Below are 18443 nucleotides of genomic sequence, written 5' to 3'. Positions count from 1 at the left end.
CTAGCGGAGCACAACGTCTGAGAACAAACAACGGTACTCTCGCCAGGCCACAACCAGTTTCAGCGCGCCCCTCTTTGCCGGAGCGTTGAACCAGTCACAGCCTGCGCTCGGGAGGAGTTTTTTCTGAAGGGGATGGTGCCTCCGCGAGATGACCCTTTCCAACCGTGCCGGAGGACCTGGAGCTTGACCCGGCGAACGCCGAAACGCCGAGCTTCCTCCTTGCTCGGCATCCAAATATCCACCATGTGTCCGCGCACTTTGGCTCCCGTATCGAGAACCGTATAGGTGCCGGAATAGCGCCCCGCAACCAGACGCACAATCGAGCCGAGAGGCAGCACTTCGGGATCGGCGGCGATCACACCGGGGCCAACCGGCGAACCCGACGCTGTCCGTCCCGGCAAACAATAGGCCGTCGCCAGAAAAATGCGAGTGCTCGACGGTTCATGAGGGGAGGCCGTGTCATTCCCTCTCGGACGTGCCGTCAAAGCAACATGGGATGGATCTCGCTCAAGTTCCTCTGCTGGATTGCTGACATTCGATTGGGGCCTCTCACGCCGGAGCACCGTCTCTGCTGGTGAGGAGCGGGATAATCCAGCCCGCGGAGGCAGAGAAAAATGAACAACAAGGAAGCTGAGCAACGACCACAGTGCCAGGAGCGAGGAAAGACTCGCCACGCCTTGTGAATTTTTCCGATTCTGACAACACATCCTCATTTTTCTCCTCCCTCTCATTCACGCGCGGAACAGACAGGAGCCGCCCCCTCCCTCACCGAGGCAAAAACACTCCTTCTCCCTCTGACGCGAAGTACGAAAAACGAGAGCGTGCCCTGAAAGGACGTGCGGACCGCGTGTGTTCTCTATCTCATGCGCACTCCTGCCTCAGAAGACTCCTGCGCCGAGCACGGGCGCGATGACCAGACTCACGATGGACATCAGCTTGATGAGGATATTCATTGACGGCCCGGCGGTATCCTTGAAGGGATCCCCAACAGTATCGCCGATGACGGCGGCTTTGTGAGCGTCGCTGCCTTTGCCGCCGAAGTTTCCCTTTTCAATGTGCTTCTTGGCGTTATCCCAGGCGCCGCCAGCGTTGGCCATGAGCAGGGCCAGCATCACACCGGCGAGGGTGGCTCCGGCCAGAACGCCGCCAAGGGCTTCTTTCCCGAGAAGGAATCCGACGACAACCGGGACAAAAACAGCCGTCAGACCGGGGGCGATCATCTCCTTGAGCGCTGCTGCCGTCGAGATGTCAACGCAGCGTGCCGTATCCGGCTTGGCTTTACCCTCCATGAGTCCCCGGATTTCACGAAACTGGCGGCGGACTTCCTCCACCATTTTGAACGCGGCGCGGCCCACCGACGACATCGTTGAGGCGGCGATGAAGAAGGGGATCGTGCCTCCGATAAAAAGACCGATGACGACGCGGGCATCGGTGAGATCAATGCTGGGTAGCTGGGTCGCACTTTTGTAGGCGGAAAACAGCGCCAACGCCGTGAGCGCCGCCGAGCCGATGGCGAATCCCTTCCCGACAGCCGCCGTCGTATTGCCCAGTGCATCTAGACTGTCAGTAATCTTGCGCGTCTCATGTCCCAACCGACTCATCTCCGAAATTCCCCCGGCATTATCGGCAATCGGTCCATAGGCATCCACCGACATGATCAAGCCCGTCGTGGCCAACATGCCGACGGCCGAAATACCAATGCCATAGAGCCCGGCGACCTGGTGCGCCACCAGCACGGCCAAGCAAATGCCCAGAACCGGCAGGATGGTGGATTTCATCCCCACGGCGATGCCGGTGATCACATTCGTCGCCGGTCCGGTCGTAGCCGCCCGGGCAATCTCCAGAATCGGTCTCTTCGAGGTATAGTACTCGCTGATATATCCGATCAGCAGTCCGGAGATCGCCCCGCTGAGGATCGCCCAAAACGGACCGTAATAGACGGGGCTTTGCGGCAGATCGAGATCGAGGAGAATGACGGCCAGCAGCGATCCCCCAAGCATGAGGACAGTCGCCATCACGGTGGCCGCTTTGAGAACCGTCGCCGGTTCGGCCTTTCTCAGGAGTTTGACCGCCATCAGGCTGACGAGCGAACTCAATGTGCCGATGGCTGCTACCAGAAGCGGCAACACCATCCAGGAGAAGCGATCTCCCGGAAGCCACGCCGTCGCCGCAATCGCAATCGTGGCCACGATGGATCCGACATAGGATTCAAACAGGTCGGCTCCCATTCCTGCCACATCACCCACATTGTCGCCGACATTATCGGCAATGGTGGCCGGATTGCGCGGATCATCTTCAGGAATTCCCGCTTCCACTTTGCCAACGAGATCAGCCCCCACGTCGGCCGTCTTTGTATAAATGCCTCCGCCCACGCGGGCAAACAGGGCGATGGAGCTGGCCCCCATCGCATAGCCGCTGATGATGGCAGCGACTTTCTCCGGGGGGAACGCCAGCACGCGCAAATAGATGTAGAGCAAAATGCCGACGCCGAGCAATCCCAGACTGGCCACCGACATTCCCATCACCGATCCACCGTTGAAGGCCACCATTAAGGCAGCGCGTTGACCGTGACGCCGGGCGGCTTCGGCTGTGCGCACATTGGCCCGCGTCGCCGCCTTCATGCCGAAGAAACCTGCCAGCAGTGAACAGAGCGCTCCCCCAATAAAGGACAGTGCCGTTTTATTCCCCTCGGGAAGGCCAATGGACAGGGCCACGGCCACAGCCACGATGAAAAGCGCGAGAATCTTATACTCGCGCTTGAGAAAGACCATCGCCCCTTCGTGAATGGCGTTGGAGATTTCGATCATCAGTCCTTCGCCGGCCGGATAGCGCAGGACCTGCCAATAGGTTAACCCGGCGAAACTGAGCCCGATAACTCCCAGAAAGGCTGATGCCAAAATCAGGGCGGAATCCATCACACTCCTCTCACATGCCTTGTTGCTGTGATAATTTCCCTCGTGGTCCTCACGCCAGTGAGGCCACACTCTAGCATAGCCCTCCTGCGTTTTCAAGCTCGCCACATCTCGTCATCGTTTCACAGATGGCGCCGTTAATTTCAGGCCACGAGATATTGAGATGCCGAAGTGCTCCGAAACCCCAATATTGAGTGAGAACTTTGGGTTCAGGTCTAGAACTGGTGCGGCAACGTCAGAACGGTGATGAGATCCTTGGAACTGCAGACCTGTTTAGACATGAACCGAAATTTTCTGAAGTTGAAACGGTCCCACACTTCACGGGCGGTTCTCCCGAACGCCATTTTTGCCCTCACTCCGCGACTCTTCTCATCCACCTGATCGGCTGCTCCTCTTGTGCCTGTCCACTTCTGCCGGGGCATTATCGCGCGAGAGACCAACAGCTATCCGTCAGGGCTCACGGGGCCAAGGCCAACATTAACTTGACCGAAGGTCGCCATCGGTGTAAACTCTCGCCGCCTTTAGGAAGCGTAGGTTGATTGAGGTTGCAGTGAGGGGAATACATCTCCATGGAGAGCCTGATGCTGAAAAGGTTCAACTCCCGTGAGTCGGCATCGCCAAGGAACGGTTGGCAGCCTGCGGTCAGCCCTGCTTTTTTGGTCAGAATCTGCCGGCGCACGTAAGCCCAAACTCCCGGATGAGGTGCGTCAGGCAATCCGGGTGAGGCCTTATAGCCTCAGAGCAAAAGAAGCTTACGTGGCCTGGATCAAACGATTCATCTTCACGGCAAGCGCCAACCGCTCGGTTGGAGCGGACTCCGCTTCGCGGCTTCGCCCCACTCCTCGCGTCGAAAGCCACGAGCTTCGATGCTCGTCGGGGGAGCCGCTCAACTCGCGCCCGTTGGGCTGCTCTGTCACAATGGATGCGCGCGTCAGCGTAGGATATCGTTGACAGCATAGCCCCGGATAGACCTTGAGCACTATGATTACCTGTACCGTACTCGGCCACCCTGGAGAGCCTCATCGTCTAAGGAGGTGGTAAACGCTCATCCGCTGTAAGTGAAAGTGATTCACCCAACGCCCCACTAACACGTGCAAGGGCGGTCTCGGTATTGATGCGGAAACCAATCACAGTTCAACCCTGAAAGGAGAAGAAAATGTCAGCACAAGACAACATCAAAGTAGTCCAGGCCTACTTGGCCAATCACGATCCCAAGTTCATGGCAGAGGACGCAACATTTCAGGATTTCAGTCAGGTCGAACCTCTACGCGGGCGCGAGGCCATCAGTGCAATGCTTGACATGTTCTACCACACGGCATTCTCCGAAGCCCGCGCGGAAGTCCGCAATCTTGTCGCAGATGACAAGTCCATCGTCCTGGAGTTCACCTTCCATGGCGTTAATACAGGTTCCCTGATGGGCATGCCTCCTACAAACAAGCGCGTCGAGATCCCAATGTGTGCAATCTACGATGTCGAAGGGGGCGTGATTCGGCGGGCACGGTTGTATTATGACTCTGCGACGATGGCGAAACAGTTAGGGCTAATTCCTCGTTCGTGAAGGTAACCGGAAGCGCAGCAAATAGATCAAGAGGCGGCCCAACACGGGAATGAAGCCGACCGCGCTGCGCGCACGTCAACGCACGGCAGTTGGTCATTTGTGTTGTTCTGGTTCACGTGGCGTGCCTGGCTGTGACCGCGCGGATTATCCCCCTGCCGTTGGGCGCTTATCTCAGAGCCTATCCGAAGACCTCTGATCGGGTACAATATTCCTCTACTAGGCATGTGCAATGGAGGAGATGACAGGATACTGATCAGCCTGCGGTGGATGGCGCATCTCTGACGCGCTTTGGAGCCAGATCGAGCCACTGGTGCCACATCAGGAGTCTGGTCCCAAGGGGGACGGCCATGCGTGCCGGATGGTCAAGCGATGGATGCCATTTACTATGTGCTGCGCACCGGACGTCAGTGGAAAGCGCTGCCGCGCAGTCTGGGAGCTACCAGCACGGTACACGACCGTTTTCAAGAGTGGTGCCAGGCCGGGGTCTTCAAGCCGTTGTGGCGGGCTAGGCTCTTGGTCTACGATCAGCAGGTGGGCCTGGAGTGGGAATGGCAAGTCGTGGACGGCGCCATGAGCAAGGCTCCTTTGGAGCAGGAAGAGACGGAGTCAAATCCCACCGATCGGGGCAAGAAGGGCACCAAGCGTAGCTTGTTGACCGAGGGGCAGGGAGTTCGCTGGCGGCGGTCGTGGCAGTTGCAAGCCGCTACGACCACAGTTGGCAAGGCGCTCACCTGATGCCGCTCCACTGCGCTTCACAGCGCCAGGTGAGCCGGGTCGTTAGCGCACCAATCTTGGTGGCACGTATACAGCACGACCTTGGAGGGGATTATGCAGACTGTAAAATTGAACAATGGCGTTGAAATGCCCATCCTGGGCTTCGGCGTTTTTCAGATAACTGATCTGACCGAATGCGAGAGGTGCGTGATTGAGGCTATTCAAACGGGATACAGGCTGATTGACACTGCCGCTTCTTACCAGAATGAAGAGGCGGTTGGCAGGGGTATCAAACAAAGTGGCGTTCCAAGGGAAGAGCTGTTTATCACTACAAAACTTTGGATTCAGAGAAATGGCTATGACGGCACAATAAAAGCTTTTGAAAGATCCCTGAAGCGATTGCAACTAGATTACGTTGACCTGTATCTGATCCATCAACCGTTTGGCGATGTTTATGGCGAATGGCGTGCCATGGAACAGCTTTATCAACAAGGCAAGGTCAGAGCCATTGGGGTTTCAAACTTTCCTCCTGACCGAATAATGGACTCGATGATTCATAACGACATACCGCCCGCGGTAAATCAGATCGAAGTGAACCCCTTCCATCAGCAGATTGATGCCCACAAATTTCTCCGAGATAACGGCATTCAAGTTGAGGCATGGGCTCCATTTGCAGAAGGAAGGAATAATATTTTTCAGAACGAGTTACTCCGTTCAATTGCCGCAAAGCATGAAAAAAGCGTCGCTCAAGTCATTCTCCGCTGGCTTTTGCAAAGAGGAATCGTTGCTATCCCAAAAACAACCCGCAAAGAAAGGATGATAGAAAATATCAGCGTGTTCGACTTTGAGTTAAGTGCCGAAGAAATGGCGGCCATTGCGACCCTGGACACAAAAAGAAGTTGTTTCTTTGATCATCGAGATCCTGAAATAGTGAAGTGGTTGGGTAACAGGGAACTCGACGTTTAATCGCGATGCCACCCGCCTGTTATCTGTATGGGGTTTCGCCTCTAAGCCGAGCTAACACGGGCTTGCATCTGACGCCGGCCGCTGCGCTCCGGCGGCGCAGATGAAGCGCAGGCCGTTAGGAAGCCATGTGTCAGTGCATAGATGTCGGGTAGATGCAAACCGATGAAAGATGAACTCGGAGAGCTTGAGACGTTTTCGCAAAGATGCTCCTCGAAGTGTGTATCGGTCCCGGATTGGCGAACTGTGTCTACCGAGACTTTGAGGCTTGGCAGGTAGTTACCGATTACCGAAACTCGCGCCTTTGGATCAAGTACGCGGCGATGAGCACAGATGCAACTCGTGGTGAAGCCGGAGAGAAGAGCAGACAGGCTTGTGGAAGAGTTGTTACTATTCCTCGAAAAGGCGGGCGTTCGGCAACATCCCCAGGGTGACGCTGGCGCCCAACAAGCGCTTCCATCCGACATGCTCCGCTTGCGGCTGAAGCGCGAGCGTTAAGCGGGTTGGTTCACTTGCGGAGGTAAAAAAAAGGAGCTATTCTTCGTTCGGAGTAAAGGTAGGGGCTGTCATCAAGATGCTTGGAAAGGCAGCCCCGCCAATTTCAGACAGCCGATTAAGCCCGGAACTGTTACTGTGGAGGGTAAGCTGAGACTGAACCTACCACCGGGCAAACACTCAAGAGCATTTTTTGAGACAAGCTGGACTCGGACAGAAATAGGGGTGTAAGATGCAATGCGTCGCGGTTGTGGAGGAGGGAGAAAAAATTTATTGGCCCCCGTGTCCCAGACTTCGGGTTGTGTCGCGGTCGCCGAGGTCAAAAGAGAGGTCCTGAGGTTGATTCGTGAAGCTATCGAATTACATCGGGAAGATGAAGATACGAGGGAAGAAGATCTTCCCCTTCGTCAGCCGACGACCAGTGAATATTTCGATACCGAAGAACAATCCACGCCAACTGCCTAACACAGGTCATCGGGATAGACTCTGGAGGCGATGATGCTTGAACTCTCAGAATTGATCCAGCGAGTAACCACACGAATTCGAGCACACCGGTCGTTCTACGAGCAAAACGAGACGGCCACGAGGAATCAAGTCATTGACCCGATTCTGAGAGGCCTCGGATGGGATACGGAAGACCCAGACAAAGTGCGACCAAACGTCTCTGCGGAGGAGGGAGTACCCGACTACAGCTTGTTGTTGGACGGTAAGAAGGTTCTGTTCGTCGAGGCGAAGAAGATGTCTATTGATGTTGAGGAAAGACAAGTACTCGGCCAGTTAGCGAAGTACTGCTTCAATCAGGGGGTGTCATATGGGATTCTCACGAACGGTGCAGTTTGGATCCTTTTCCGTGCATTCCAGGAAGGAACGCCGATGGCCGAACGAATCGTTTGGAAAATAGATATTGAACACGACGACATGAACGCTATTGTCAGAAAACTGAACACTGTGTCAATCACGAACATCAATAGCATTGATAGGCTGCTAACGAAACTCGGAATGCTCGACGAGGTGTGGGAGTCGTTACTAGAAGATCCCCTGAGTTTGACGAAGGGCATAGTTCCTGTGTTTCTGACCATCGCCAAAGAGGCCCATCCGGACTGCGATATTACACCTGAAGAAGCTGAGGACTTCATTCTGGAAAGGCTGAACGAGGTCATCTCGCCTCAGCCAGAGCATCCACTCGCCCCTATAGAAATTCCACCCAGCCAGTGCCCAAGGACGATGAGGATCGAGCGTGACACTTTTACTGTGAGGAATTCTTACGACATCTTGGTGAACACAGCAGAGTGGTTGATCAAGAAAGGCAAATTGCGCAGGGAAAACTGTCCCATGATTTCAGGCCGCAAACGCTACCTCGTGAATATCGAACCAAAGCACCGTTACGGTGATGACTTTCGTGCACCCAAGAAGCTCAGTAACGGATTGTTCATTGAGACCCACTACAGTACTCCTGGTTGTATCGCCAACGCAAGGAAGCTCTTGGAGTATTGCGGTCTGAGCGGCACCCTACTTGAAGTCCAATGAGGAGGGGGGATTGAACGAGACCGTTAACAACGGTATGCAGGCTGACACCTGGTGGCGGCGCGGCTGATACCGAGCGTTAGGCAGCAGTGCTACATCGTCTCCAACGGTCACGGGAGGCAACGAATGAAGGGGATCGCAACTATCAACTTCAAAGGTGGTGTTGGCAAAACAACGGTAACTTGGCTTCTTGCTAAATATGCAGCAGAAAAAGGCAGGAAGGTCTTGGTTGTAGACACAGATGCTCAGATGAGCCTCACGCTCGCCGTACAACTGCAAGAGAGCGGTGCTATGTACGGGGAGTTCGAAAGCTGGTATGAAAACAAGCATAGAAAGAAGAAAAAAACCATCCTGGATGCCCTTGAGAAGTATGACAAGATGGAAGGTGGGTATTTCGATTTTCCGATTGATGCGTCCTTCATCTACCCAATGAGCCCCAACCTTCATTTTGTACCGTCGGTGGTTGATCTATATTGGCTCGAACTTGAGGTTTTTGACAGAGAGAAAGTCAAACACTTTATCAGGGCTTTGCTTGGAAAGATTGAACATTCGAAGAAATTTGATTACGACTATGTCTTCTTCGATTGCCCTCCAAACTTTACCGCCCTTTCTTATTCAGTGCTGAGTTGTTCAAGCCTTATTCTTATCCCTGTCAATCCCGATGTTTTTGCCTCACGTGGCATTGGTTTGATGATAGATGGTCTTCGCTACCGAATACAGCCATGGCCCGATCCCAAAATTGCTGTTTTTATGAATAAGGCCAAGTTGTACGGAGGAAGGCTTACACGAGAAACGGAAGGATACTGGAGGGAATCAAAAGTGGTTTGTGATGATAAGCGTAGAGATGGGGTGTATATAGAGACTTGGGACTCGTTCATTCCCGAAAGGGTTGATATCAAGCGCGCGATACCGGGACGGGCCTTCCCCCGTGATTTTGAAGAGCACTTTGCAGATTTATGGCGAAACGTTGAAAGGGTTTTGAATCAATGAATAGACTTGAAACCATCAAAAAGAAAATAGAACAAGTAGAAGAACTTCTTACCGAGATAAAAGGCGAGTTGGAAGCCCTGAGCAAAGAGAATAAGCCGAGACAGACAAAATTACGGCAATCAAAAGAAGCCTTGCCGCCTGACGCAGAACTTCGGTCAGAGTATGATAGACTGTATCAAGATTTCATTTCCTCGAATTCGGGGGTTGTGGAAAGGTTCATCCAAAGTAAAAGCAAAACCTATCTAAAGGCTTTTTGCAGAGCCAACAACTTGCCTGTGGACATAACGAAGGTATCTAAGGCTAGGGTTGTGGATGTAGTCTTGCAGTGGATGGCTCAGCGTAAAGCCATAACTCAGAAAGCAACATAATGCCCCCTAACCCGCGGATGGAGCTGTCCCGGTGCTTAACGCCCGGACAGCTTATCCGCTGTGTTGTTAGCCAGCCAAACATGACGCGAATCGGTTCATAAGGAGAAAGTTCTATGGGTCCCAAAGAAATTGACGTGAAGGAAGCTCAAGCACGCTTACAAGAATTGCTCTCCCAGATTGCTTCAGGGGTCGAGTGGATTCTCACCGATGGCACGACGCCTGTCGCTCGTCTGGTGCCTGTCTCGGGTCGTGTAGCAGGTTTGCGCGCGGGGGCGAGTCTGGACCAGGCCGGAGTTTGACGAAAGATTACCCGATGAATTCTGACGGGCAACGCATGAAACTGTTGCTGCATACGCGCACATTTATCTGGTGGGATAGTGAACCGGCCAAACTCTCGCTGCAGGCCATGGCACTCTGTCAAGAAGAATGTTTTGTTGCTAAGCCGAGTCAGCATTTGGGAAGTTCAAATCAAACTTCACCTACTAAAACTCAGGCTAGCCTTGCCCTTGAAAGAGGTTGTCGAAACTCAACGACAAACCAACAGCATCCAGATATTGCCTGTTGATTAGTGCCTGCGCTGGTACAGGAGAACTTGCCTGCCTATCACAAAGACCCTTTCGACCGTTTGCTAGTTGGACAAGCTAGGTTGAAGAAGATATGCTGGTAAGCAGGGATCCAAGTATTGCCAAGTATGCTGTTCGGGTGGTTTGGTGATTGTGTTGGTGAAATGGAGCAGTGGCTAACCAGCGCATGCACCCGACAGGCTTTCCGTCGCTGCGCTTGGGCTGCTTGCGGCTGAAGCGCGAGCGTTAGCCATCAACTTCCACAGTCGAGGAGTCGTAATCAGTCTGGAAAGATAAATGAGTTCGCAGGAATCACTCGTGAACTGGACGTTGGTCATGTGCGAGGAAAATCGGGGAGCGCCCGTATGGAGCCAGCTTAACGAGCACGCCGGAGGCGGGCGCTCCCAGGGTATCTTCAAGGGAAGTGCCTATGAACGCCACTGGATAAAGACAGCAATTGTGGCAGGGCTCTGTGCATGTATTCTCTATCTAACTCGCACATTTGCACCATCGCCTCCCCGAGCGAAGGCGGCTGTTGCTGCGTTCCTGGGTCCAGCGATCTGTATCAGTAGCATCGGTCTGCACTTTCTCCTCCACTTGAATGGGCGCTCTGTAGCTGCTGTCCTAGGTTCGATCCACAATGTCTTGCCAGGATGCCTCTTCTCTGCGATGGCCCTGGTCCAACGCGCTGCAAAGCAATATGCGCCTGAATCCATGCGAAAACCTGTCAGCATTTGGCTCGGGCTCGATGTGGCGTGGGACATTTATAATGGACTGGGAACGCTCTTCTTTGCCTATGCTGTGACGAGACATCCGCGGTTCCGTTGGCCGTTCGCTGCTTCTGGCTTCGTCCTTGGGGCACTGGTCATTGTGTTGAACCTTATTCCATTCCCAGTACTGCCCGCCGGGGCCGGTTACCTCGATGTCGGTCCGTTTGTTGGAGTCTGGTGCTTGGCAGTAGTGATCCAAGCGTGGCGCAGCTTGCAATGGGCAGGTCAGAGGCTCGGTGCGGTCGCCTAACAAACCGATGAGCCTGATGGTCGCCTGCGGCGCCCGCAGGTTATCGGCACATCGTTAGGCAGCAATGCGCATGACTCGCACGCTCATGAAAGCCAGCTTGCTTATTTTCGGCAAAACGCAAAAGGAGAGAATCATGAAAACACTCATGAAAACTAGCTTGCTTATTTTCGCCATCCCAGGCTGTGTAATTTTGTTTATGGTGCCCTTTGATCACGCTGTAACGCCGACAGGCGGATGGACCGTTCAACCGACTGCCGGTCTTTCGAGACCTCGCGCGGCCCATAAGGTTACGGTCATTAGTTCAAATTCTGTTCTGGTGACCGGCGGATGCAGTGGTGTCGGGTGCAGTCCGGTTGAGCGGTCTGCTGAGCTGCTCTACCTCAACAAGGCGACTTCGGTAGTAACACAACCCATGCATGTCCCGCGGGTGTCTCACGTTGCGGCGCTATTGAAGGACGGTAGAGTCTTGGTCGCCGGAGGATGGACTGGAGATGCTACGACCTCTTCCGCCGAGATCTTTGACCCGCCAACTCGCTCGTTCCTGCCTACGAAGCCGATGGCGACACCGCGAATGGATGCAACGGCAACATCTCTGCCGGATGGGTCAGTACTGATCGTTGGCGGAGCGACGGCCACCAATCACCCCGTCCGCCAAGCAGAGGTTTTTGATCAAGAGAAGGGCCAGTTCATACCGGCAGGCCTCATGCATGAGGCCAGAGCCCACCATGCCGCAGTTCGCTTGAACGACGGGCGTGTACTGGTTGTTGGCGGGCAACGTGGGCGCAACCAAGCGACCAGTTCCGCCGAGATTTTCGACCCGGGCACAAGGACATTTACGGTGACAGGGTCAATGCGGCAGGCTAGATGCAAGCATGGCGCTGTACTACTCAAGGATGGGCGGGTAATGGTGATCGGCGGATCAAATGATTGTGATGAGCGGTCTCGTATCGCACAAACAGAGATCTTTGATCCCCGAACGGGACAATTTTCATCAGGACCCGCGCTGTTGACACCGCGGTACAAGATAGTTGATGCGGCGACCGTCCTGCCGTCGGGGGAGGTAGTTGTTGCGGGAGACGCTAACGATGTCGAGGTGTGGACACCCGGCATGTCAACATTTACCAGGGCAAGTGGACGTATTGGCAGTCGCCTCGCCTTCAGTTCGGCTGTTCTCCTGCCAAACTCGACAGTGCTTGTTAGTGGCGGCTATGACAACGACATCCGGCCGACCGCACAGGCGTGGCTGGTCCGTCGCATAAATACTGGCAGTCGGAACTGATGCCTAACCAATTCGTTCAAGCCGAATCTGCTCCGCCACGCAAGTCGGCTTAACTCAGGGGGTAAACATCGGGAGCTATGGTATGCTGATTCCAGCTAACCAAGGACCACAAGTCGTCGGTCTTCACGTTCCAGGCGATCTCTATTGGGTCCTGAAGGCACCGGCTCCTCTTGCGGGAATGAGACTTCCCCGTCCGAATTGGCCATGGGCAGCTATTTACGAGAGCGGTTTCTCCTGTCTTGTTTCTCTACATCCCTGCAGCCAGAACCCATCACCGCTGGCAACGATCTTTGCGGAACATCTTGAAGACCTAGTAGGCGGCGGGCCGCCTCGCAATCCACAGCGTAAGGTTGGTCTTATCTCCGTGGGGCGGTACGTACCACAATCCAATCTCTCCGATCTGGCCGGGGCGTTGTCGTCCCCTGCTATGGTGGCCGGGGTTGCACCGGTACCGTCCTCGGCTGCGTTCTACGTGAACTCGGCTATGAGGGGGGAGTCGTTATCGCGTATCTGAACGAAGTTCATGTGGCACGCGGCAGGGAGGGATGGCCTGAATCCCCGTGGCAGGGCGACGTGGTTCGTCGGTGGCCCGATGTCTAACATCACATTGGACCGGACCGCTGGCTCGCAATCGCTTGCCGCGGCCGGTCAAAGTAGCCGTTAGGGGCTGGTTGACTTGTAGAGGCAAAAAAAGAGGAGCGATTCTTTGGTCTCAGTAAAAGGACAAAACGCTTGAAAAGGATGAATTGTATCTTGTGAGGACAAGGGCCCGCCACCGCCAATTTCAGACGGCCGATTAAGCCGGGAACTGTCGCTGGGCCGGTAAGCCGGGACTGAGCCTATCACCGGCCACACTCAAGAGTATTTTGAAACGAGCTGGACTCAGACAAAAAGAGGAGTGCGATACATCGCAGTTGCGAAAAAAATTATTGGCGCCTCTGCCCCCGACTCCCGCCGAGAACAAAAGGGAGGCCCTGAGTTGATCCGCAGGGCTATCGAATCACATCTGAAAGGTACGGGGAAGGAAGGTCTTTCTCCTTGTCAGCCCACGACCAGCGAATATGTAGATATTGAAGAGCAACCCGCGCCAGCCTAACAATGGCTTGGAGCGGAAGGCGCTGCGCGCTGCCGCTGGACTTGAGCCTCATGCACATGATTAGAAAGAACAACTATCAGGAACGCCGATCCGGGTTTTTCCTTCGGGATCGTGCCTTGAGGTGCTCCTCTTCTCGGTCGGTGAGATCACTTGGGTGTCGTTGTTTTAAGTGTGTCTCACCACCGAGTAGTTTCAGAAACCCCCAAGTGGCTGCTCAGAGAGCCAGAGCTTCCCCGTGCATGAGGTGGCGGAAGATATACGGATCAGGTAGAGCTGGCGCCGTGTGAGAGCGAAGCTCGCCGCTGTTGAGCCTGTGGGTCATACCCATTGCGGATTGCGGAAGAGGTGTACAGGTCCCGATCCCGTAACCAGTTGTGGGCAATTTATGAGGGTTTTTCAAAAGGCAATTGGTATTAGGCCGCTCCTGCAGATTCTCAGCAAGGCGCGGGCCAGCGGTTCAGCCCCTCTGGGAAGGAGGGTTCACATAGGTGCCGTAGCGGGTCGCTCGAGCCAACCGCCAGAAATAGTCGTACACGGTTCGAGAGATGTCGCGAAAAGCCGTGGATGCCTCCTCTTGCATCCCATAGTTCTCCATCACGACGATCACGTAAGGGCGGTTAGGGAGATAGACGATGGCCCACTCGGTGGAAACTCCCGCAATCCCGCCGGGCTTTGAGGCGATCGGCACCTCCGGGGGAAGTCCTGAACTCAGCGCCGTTCGCTTGGGCTTTTTCAAAATGGCCAGGATCTCCTCACAGATATCGCGACGAATGAACTCACCGCGATAGAGGATCTCCATGAGGCGAGCCGCTTCGGCAGGCGTCGAGAGATTCTCCTCGCCCCGGGCGGAAGCTGCCGTGTCAATCATCTTCCGTTGCAGCCGCGTCCGCACCAGCCCCAGCGAAGCCATCGTCCGGTTGACGTTCTCCATCCCGACCAGATCAATGAGCATATTGGTCGCCGTGTTATCGCTCAGCACGATCATCAGCACGCACAGATCGTAAATGCTCAACTCGGACAGTCCTTCGCCGAATTCCTTGAGGATGCCGCTCCCTCCCACGATGCTTGCCTTCTCAATGCGCCGCCGATCCGTCAGCCGGAATCTCCCCTCATGGGCTTGCTTATAAACTTCCATCAGGATGGGGATCTTAATCGCGCTCCCCTGGGGGAAAAGGAGATTCTCATTGATGCCGAATCGCTCGCCACTGGTCAGGTCCACGACGGTCAGTCCCACCGCTCCACGCGTGCTGGCTGCGATCTCCCGCAATCGCGCTTCGGTCTTCTCGCGGATGATTTTCACATTTTCCGGCTGAAGGGGGAGTCCCACAAGCAGCAGGGCAACAACGCAAGCGCGCCTTTGAACCGTGGAGGAGATCAGGAGAATCTCTCTGCGCATCATTGCCTCCGATGGTTTTTCGGGTCCCGCGGATCGGGTCGTCCAGTGTGGCGCACGAGATCTCCCGGCTCAGGAGATGGCTCTATTCGTAGCGCAGGGCTTCGACGGGATCGAGCCGGGCGGCTTTCATGGCCGGCCACAGGCCGAAGAAGAGTCCCACACTGATGGAAACGGTCAGTCCGGCCACCGGTGCCCACAGCGGCATGTAGGTGGGCAGAAGCAGCTTCACCAGCTCGCTCAATCCCCATCCGCCGAGCACACCGATCACGCCTCCGATGGCCGTGAGCATCATCGCCTCGATGAGAAATTGCCAGGTGATGTCGCGGCGGCGTGCTCCAATGGCCTTGCGAATGCCGATCTCCCGCGTCCGTTCCGTGACCGATACGAGCATGATATTCATCACGCCGATGCCTCCCACCACAAGTGCCACGCTCGAAATGGCGAACATGAGAGCGAAGATGGCCACGGTCATCTGGTTGAACTGTCGTCGCAGGGCATCGGGCGTCGAGATGCCAAAGTTATTGGGCTTGTCGTAAGGGACGCCTCGCCGTCGGCGGAGCAAATTCGTGATCTCGTCAATGGCCTGATCCATGCGACCGGGAGCCGCCTGCGCCATGATGAAGTGATCCCGGAGTTGAGGATAGAGTTTCTTGAGCGTTTCGTAGGGAACATAGATGAGACTGTTCTCGCCCCCTTCATCGCTGCCGGCGAAGATATTTTCCCGCTTCTCCATCACCCCGACGATGGTGAACTGGCGCGCTCCGATCTGCAGCGTCTTCCCCAGAGGATTCAACGTGGGGAAGAGTTTATCGGCGATAGCTGAGCCGATGACGCACACTTCCTGACGATGGGTGTTTTCCAGTTCGGTGAAGAAGCGCCCCTGAGCAATATGAATGGTCGTGATCCGCTCGATTTGAGGGAGGGTCCCCCGAATTTCGGCGGTGTAGAGTTCTTGATCGCGATAGCGAACCACCGGACGGCTGTCCGGAGGCGGCCCGATGATGGGAACGGCTACCTCGACCGAGGGACAGGACTGGGCGATGGCGATCGCATCTTCGTAACTCAGGGGCGGACGTTGACGCTCCTCGGCGGAAATGCGCCCCAGACGAATACCCGGCTCGAATCGGAAGATGAAGAGCGTGCGCGTTCCAAAAGCGTCAATGAGCTGACTGAACTGTGTCTGAATACCGGCGACGACCGAGGCGATGGCCATAACCGTCATCACGCCGATGACAACGCCGAGAATCGTCAGGGCCGCTCGCAGCTTGTGCGCCAGGAGCGTGGCCAGCGCCATCTTGATGCTTTCCTGAAGTTCCTGTCCCTTCATTCTGCTCTCAGCGCTTCGACCGGATCGAGCGTCGCGGCCTTATATGCCGGATAGACGCCCGAGAACAACCCCACGCCGGCTGAAATCAGCACGGCCGCCAGCGTCCATCCCAGCGGCAGCTCCAGCGGCAGGTGAAGAAGGCTGGAGACCAGTTTCCCCACCCCGTAGGCCAGTAGAATTCCCAAACTCCCTCCAATCAGGGCGAGCGTGATGGATTCGTAGAGGAATTGCAGCAGGATGTCCTGACGTCGCGCGCCGATGGATTTTCGAATGCCGACTTCGCGGGTGCGCTCGGTGACCGAGACGAGCATGATATTCATGATGACGATTCCGCCCACCAAAAGGGCGATCGAGGCCACACCAATGGTCGCCATCTGAATGGTCCCCACCATTTTATCGCGGAAGCTCATGAGCCCTTCCGAAGTCAAAATCCCGAAGTTGTCCTCCTCCGAGTAGCTGAGGTGGCGGCGACTCCGCAGAACGACTCGTACTTCATCTACCGCATTGTTGATGTCGAGCGGTCCCGTGGCCGAGACGCGGATGCCGATCGAACGCCGCGTGCTGAAGACCTTCTGAAATGTGGTGATGGGGATGATGACGTAATTATCGCGCGGCAGACCGAAGACTGTGCCCTGTTCCTGGCCGACTCCCACGACGCGAAACGGCAGTCCGGCGATCTTGATCTCTTTATCGAGCGGGTCAACGGATTCAAAAAATTCCTTCGCCACGTCCCACCCGATGAAGCAGACAAATCGGCTGCGTTCTTCTTCCTCCCGGGAGATATAGCGCCCCTCGGCCACCTCCTTTTTGTCAATTTCGATCATGTTATGGGTGACGCCGTAAATCCGCACATCCTGAAGCGTCTGCGCCCCGAACTTCACCTGACCGATGGTGCTCACCTCGGCAGCGGCATCACGCACGTAGCGTCGGCGCGGGTTATTGAGAATCGCCTCGACATCGTCGAAGGTCACATCTTTATTCCGTCGGCTTTGCTTGAGGAAGTCATCCCAGCTGGTGATCATTCCGAATTTGCTCACGTAAAAGGCATTCGAGCCGAGATCGGCGACGCGCTCGTTAAAATAGGCATTGAACCCTTCGACGCCCATGACGACAAGGATCACCGCGGCCACGCCGATGATGATGCCCAGCAGAGTGAGGAAACTCCTCAGCTTGTGTGCCCAGATGGCATCGAGGGCGATTTTCATCGCCTCTATCGGATTCATACGCGAGTACTATATCATCGAGCGACGGTTTCGTCCAAAGGAACCGACGCGCTCTCCCGCTGCATCCCGGTTGCGCGCGAGTCGGGGCGGGCGTACTGGCGGCGCTGCTCTGTGAGTGAATCTCTCACCTGCCAGTGCTTGAACAGTCTGCCGCCCGACCATAGACAGAAAAAACGGAGAAGGGCCCGCAAGCGTTCCCTCTCTTTTGGGGTTCGGCTGGTCCTCAGATTTCTTCATGCGACGACTTGCGCCCGGAAAGAATTTTGTTATTATTTAGGTTTTGTCTAACAGGCAGTTTTGTCATCACGGTGTCCGTTTGCCCTCGGAGGGATCAGCAAGCCCGCCAAGGGGGACGACGGCTCCTGTGAAACGGGTGGTGTGATGATGACGGTGGGCCGAAAAGGTGAGCCGGTGTAGCTCAGCTGGTAGAGCAATCGCCTTGTAAGCGATAGGTCGGGGGTTCGAATCCCTTCACCGGCTCCAGTAAAAGCACTGATCTTTGACAGGACGACGATGGGTGATCGGGAGCGCGGGAGAAACCATAGGTTTCCTCTCCTCCGATTATCCCGGGTTACTCATCTCATGGTGCGGGCAGGGGTGGTCGAGCGGCTAAAGGCACTGGGCTGTAAACCCAGCGGGCTTTCACGCCCTACGTAGGTTCGAATCCTACCCCCTGCACCAGCGGGCGGGCGTAGCGCAATGGTAGCGCACGAGCCTTCCAAGCTCGGTGTTGCGGGTTCGAATCCCGTCGCCCGCTCCAATATATCTTGAGCCGACGTAGCTCAGGAGGTAGAGCACCACCTTGGTAAGGTGGGGGTCACCGGTTCAATCCCGGTCGTCGGCTCCAGCCATTCCTTCAAAAGGAGATATTGATTATGGCCAAGGAGAGATTTGAGCGGACCAAGCCGCATGTGAATGTGGGGACGATAGGGCATATAGATCATGGGAAGACGACGTTGACCAGTGCGATCACGAAGGTGTTGCACAGTCGGAATCCGAGGGTGGTGGTGAGGGA

At 55.4% G+C, this 18443-nt stretch carries 14 protein-coding genes, 4 tRNA genes and 1 pseudogene; 14 read left to right on the top strand and 5 right to left on the bottom strand.

Annotated elements, in window-relative coordinates:
- Positions 1 to 59: 59 nt before the first annotated feature.
- Together VNM72_14840 and VNM72_14835 are read right to left on the bottom strand one after the other, a co-directional pair.
- Entirely contained in the window at positions 60 to 485 is a 426-nt protein-coding gene (locus VNM72_14840; protein HXF06670.1) for a 3D domain-containing protein, read from the bottom strand.
- Positions 486 to 878: 393 nt separating this feature from the next.
- The gene (locus VNM72_14835; GenBank protein ID HXF06669.1) at positions 879 to 2915 is read right to left on the bottom strand and encodes a sodium-translocating pyrophosphatase; all 2037 of its coding nucleotides are present in this window, start codon (positions 2913 to 2915) and stop codon (positions 879 to 881) included.
- A gap of 1153 nt (positions 2916 to 4068) precedes the next feature.
- Here VNM72_14835 and VNM72_14830 point away from each other — a divergent pair.
- From VNM72_14830 to VNM72_14790, 9 genes and pseudogenes are all read left to right on the top strand, one after another.
- Positions 4069 to 4470: an ester cyclase gene (locus VNM72_14830; protein HXF06668.1), complete on the top strand. Its 402-nt coding sequence runs from the start codon at positions 4069 to 4071 to the stop codon at positions 4468 to 4470.
- A 274-nt stretch (positions 4471 to 4744) separates the two neighbouring features.
- Positions 4745 to 5180: pseudogene (locus VNM72_14825) on the top strand (IS5 family transposase).
- Positions 5181 to 5298: 118 nt separating this feature from the next.
- Entirely contained in the window at positions 5299 to 6150 is an 852-nt protein-coding gene (locus tag VNM72_14820; protein HXF06667.1) for an aldo/keto reductase, read from the top strand.
- Between the two features lie 987 nt (positions 6151 to 7137).
- Positions 7138 to 8169, top strand: coding sequence for a hypothetical protein (locus VNM72_14815; protein ID HXF06666.1), 1032 nt, complete (start codon positions 7138 to 7140; stop codon positions 8167 to 8169).
- Positions 8170 to 8292: 123 nt separating this feature from the next.
- Entirely contained in the window at positions 8293 to 9156 is an 864-nt protein-coding gene (locus VNM72_14810; GenBank protein ID HXF06665.1) for a ParA family protein, read from the top strand.
- Positions 9153 to 9524: a hypothetical protein gene (locus tag VNM72_14805; protein HXF06664.1), complete on the top strand. Its 372-nt coding sequence runs from the start codon at positions 9153 to 9155 to the stop codon at positions 9522 to 9524. The genes VNM72_14810 and VNM72_14805 overlap by 4 nt, the downstream gene beginning before the upstream one ends.
- Before the next feature lie 113 nt (positions 9525 to 9637).
- Positions 9638 to 9823 (top strand): toxin-antitoxin (TA) system antitoxin, encoded by a 186-nt coding sequence (locus tag VNM72_14800; GenBank protein HXF06663.1) that lies wholly within the window; start codon positions 9638 to 9640, stop codon positions 9821 to 9823.
- 35 nt (positions 9824 to 9858) lie between these two features.
- Positions 9859 to 10089 carry a hypothetical protein gene (locus tag VNM72_14795; GenBank protein HXF06662.1) on the top strand — a complete coding sequence of 77 codons (231 nt, stop codon included), beginning with the start codon at positions 9859 to 9861 and terminating at the stop codon, positions 10087 to 10089.
- A gap of 1088 nt (positions 10090 to 11177) precedes the next feature.
- Positions 11178 to 12386: a kelch repeat-containing protein gene (locus VNM72_14790; GenBank protein ID HXF06661.1), complete on the top strand. Its 1209-nt coding sequence runs from the start codon at positions 11178 to 11180 to the stop codon at positions 12384 to 12386.
- A 1553-nt stretch (positions 12387 to 13939) separates the two neighbouring features.
- Here VNM72_14790 and VNM72_14785 read toward each other — a convergent pair.
- The 3 genes from VNM72_14785 to VNM72_14775 all read right to left on the bottom strand — a co-directional run bounded on the left by VNM72_14785 (position 13940) and on the right by VNM72_14775 (position 17428).
- Positions 13940 to 14881, bottom strand: a complete 942-nt coding sequence (locus tag VNM72_14785) for a serine hydrolase (GenBank protein ID HXF06660.1) — start codon at positions 14879 to 14881, stop codon at positions 13940 to 13942.
- A 79-nt stretch (positions 14882 to 14960) separates the two neighbouring features.
- Entirely contained in the window at positions 14961 to 16205 is a 1245-nt protein-coding gene (locus tag VNM72_14780; protein ID HXF06659.1) for an ABC transporter permease, read from the bottom strand.
- Entirely contained in the window at positions 16202 to 17428 is a 1227-nt protein-coding gene (locus VNM72_14775) for an ABC transporter permease (GenBank protein HXF06658.1), read from the bottom strand. The genes VNM72_14780 and VNM72_14775 overlap by 4 nt, the downstream gene beginning before the upstream one ends.
- Before the next feature lie 407 nt (positions 17429 to 17835).
- Between VNM72_14775 and VNM72_14770 the strand changes: the two genes are divergently transcribed.
- The 5 genes from VNM72_14770 to VNM72_14750 form a co-directional block, all read left to right on the top strand.
- A tRNA-Thr gene (locus VNM72_14770) sits at positions 17836 to 17911 on the top strand.
- Positions 17912 to 18019: 108 nt separating this feature from the next.
- Positions 18020 to 18109, top strand: a tRNA-Tyr gene (locus VNM72_14765).
- Between the two features lie 4 nt (positions 18110 to 18113).
- Positions 18114 to 18188, top strand: a tRNA-Gly gene (locus tag VNM72_14760).
- 11 nt (positions 18189 to 18199) lie between these two features.
- Positions 18200 to 18275 (top strand) — tRNA-Thr (locus tag VNM72_14755).
- Positions 18276 to 18303: 28 nt separating this feature from the next.
- Positions 18304 to 18443: GTP-binding protein (locus tag VNM72_14750; protein ID HXF06657.1), on the top strand; the 140-nt coding region annotated here is incomplete at its 3' end.

It is taken from the genome of Blastocatellia bacterium (genome assembly GCA_035573895.1).
In the GTDB taxonomy this organism is placed as follows: domain Bacteria; phylum Acidobacteriota; class Blastocatellia; order HR10; family HR10; genus DATLZR01.
The sequence above is the reverse complement of the archived record's forward strand: the minus strand, read 5'-3'. Positions and strand labels throughout refer to the sequence as shown.

Bases quoted from the DNA above. Each gene is read 5' to 3' on its own strand.
- VNM72_14835 (HXF06669.1), bottom strand. From the start codon at position 2,915: ATGGATTCCGCCCTGATTTTGGCATCAGCCTTTCTGGGAGTTATCGGG.
- VNM72_14830 (HXF06668.1), top strand. From the start codon at position 4,069: ATGTCAGCACAAGACAACATCAAAGTAGTCCAGGCCTACTTGGCCAAT.
- VNM72_14820 (HXF06667.1), top strand. From the start codon at position 5,299: ATGCAGACTGTAAAATTGAACAATGGCGTTGAAATGCCCATCCTGGGC.
- VNM72_14815 (HXF06666.1), top strand. From the start codon at position 7,138: ATGATGCTTGAACTCTCAGAATTGATCCAGCGAGTAACCACACGAATT.
- VNM72_14810 (HXF06665.1), top strand. From the start codon at position 8,293: ATGAAGGGGATCGCAACTATCAACTTCAAAGGTGGTGTTGGCAAAACA.
- VNM72_14805 (HXF06664.1), top strand. From the start codon at position 9,153: ATGAATAGACTTGAAACCATCAAAAAGAAAATAGAACAAGTAGAAGAA.
- VNM72_14800 (HXF06663.1), top strand. From the start codon at position 9,638: ATGGGTCCCAAAGAAATTGACGTGAAGGAAGCTCAAGCACGCTTACAA.
- VNM72_14795 (HXF06662.1), top strand. From the start codon at position 9,859: ATGAAACTGTTGCTGCATACGCGCACATTTATCTGGTGGGATAGTGAA.
- VNM72_14790 (HXF06661.1), top strand. From the start codon at position 11,178: ATGACTCGCACGCTCATGAAAGCCAGCTTGCTTATTTTCGGCAAAACG.
- VNM72_14785 (HXF06660.1), bottom strand. From the start codon at position 14,881: ATGATGCGCAGAGAGATTCTCCTGATCTCCTCCACGGTTCAAAGGCGC.
- VNM72_14780 (HXF06659.1), bottom strand. From the start codon at position 16,205: ATGAAGGGACAGGAACTTCAGGAAAGCATCAAGATGGCGCTGGCCACG.
- VNM72_14775 (HXF06658.1), bottom strand. From the start codon at position 17,428: ATGAATCCGATAGAGGCGATGAAAATCGCCCTCGATGCCATCTGGGCA.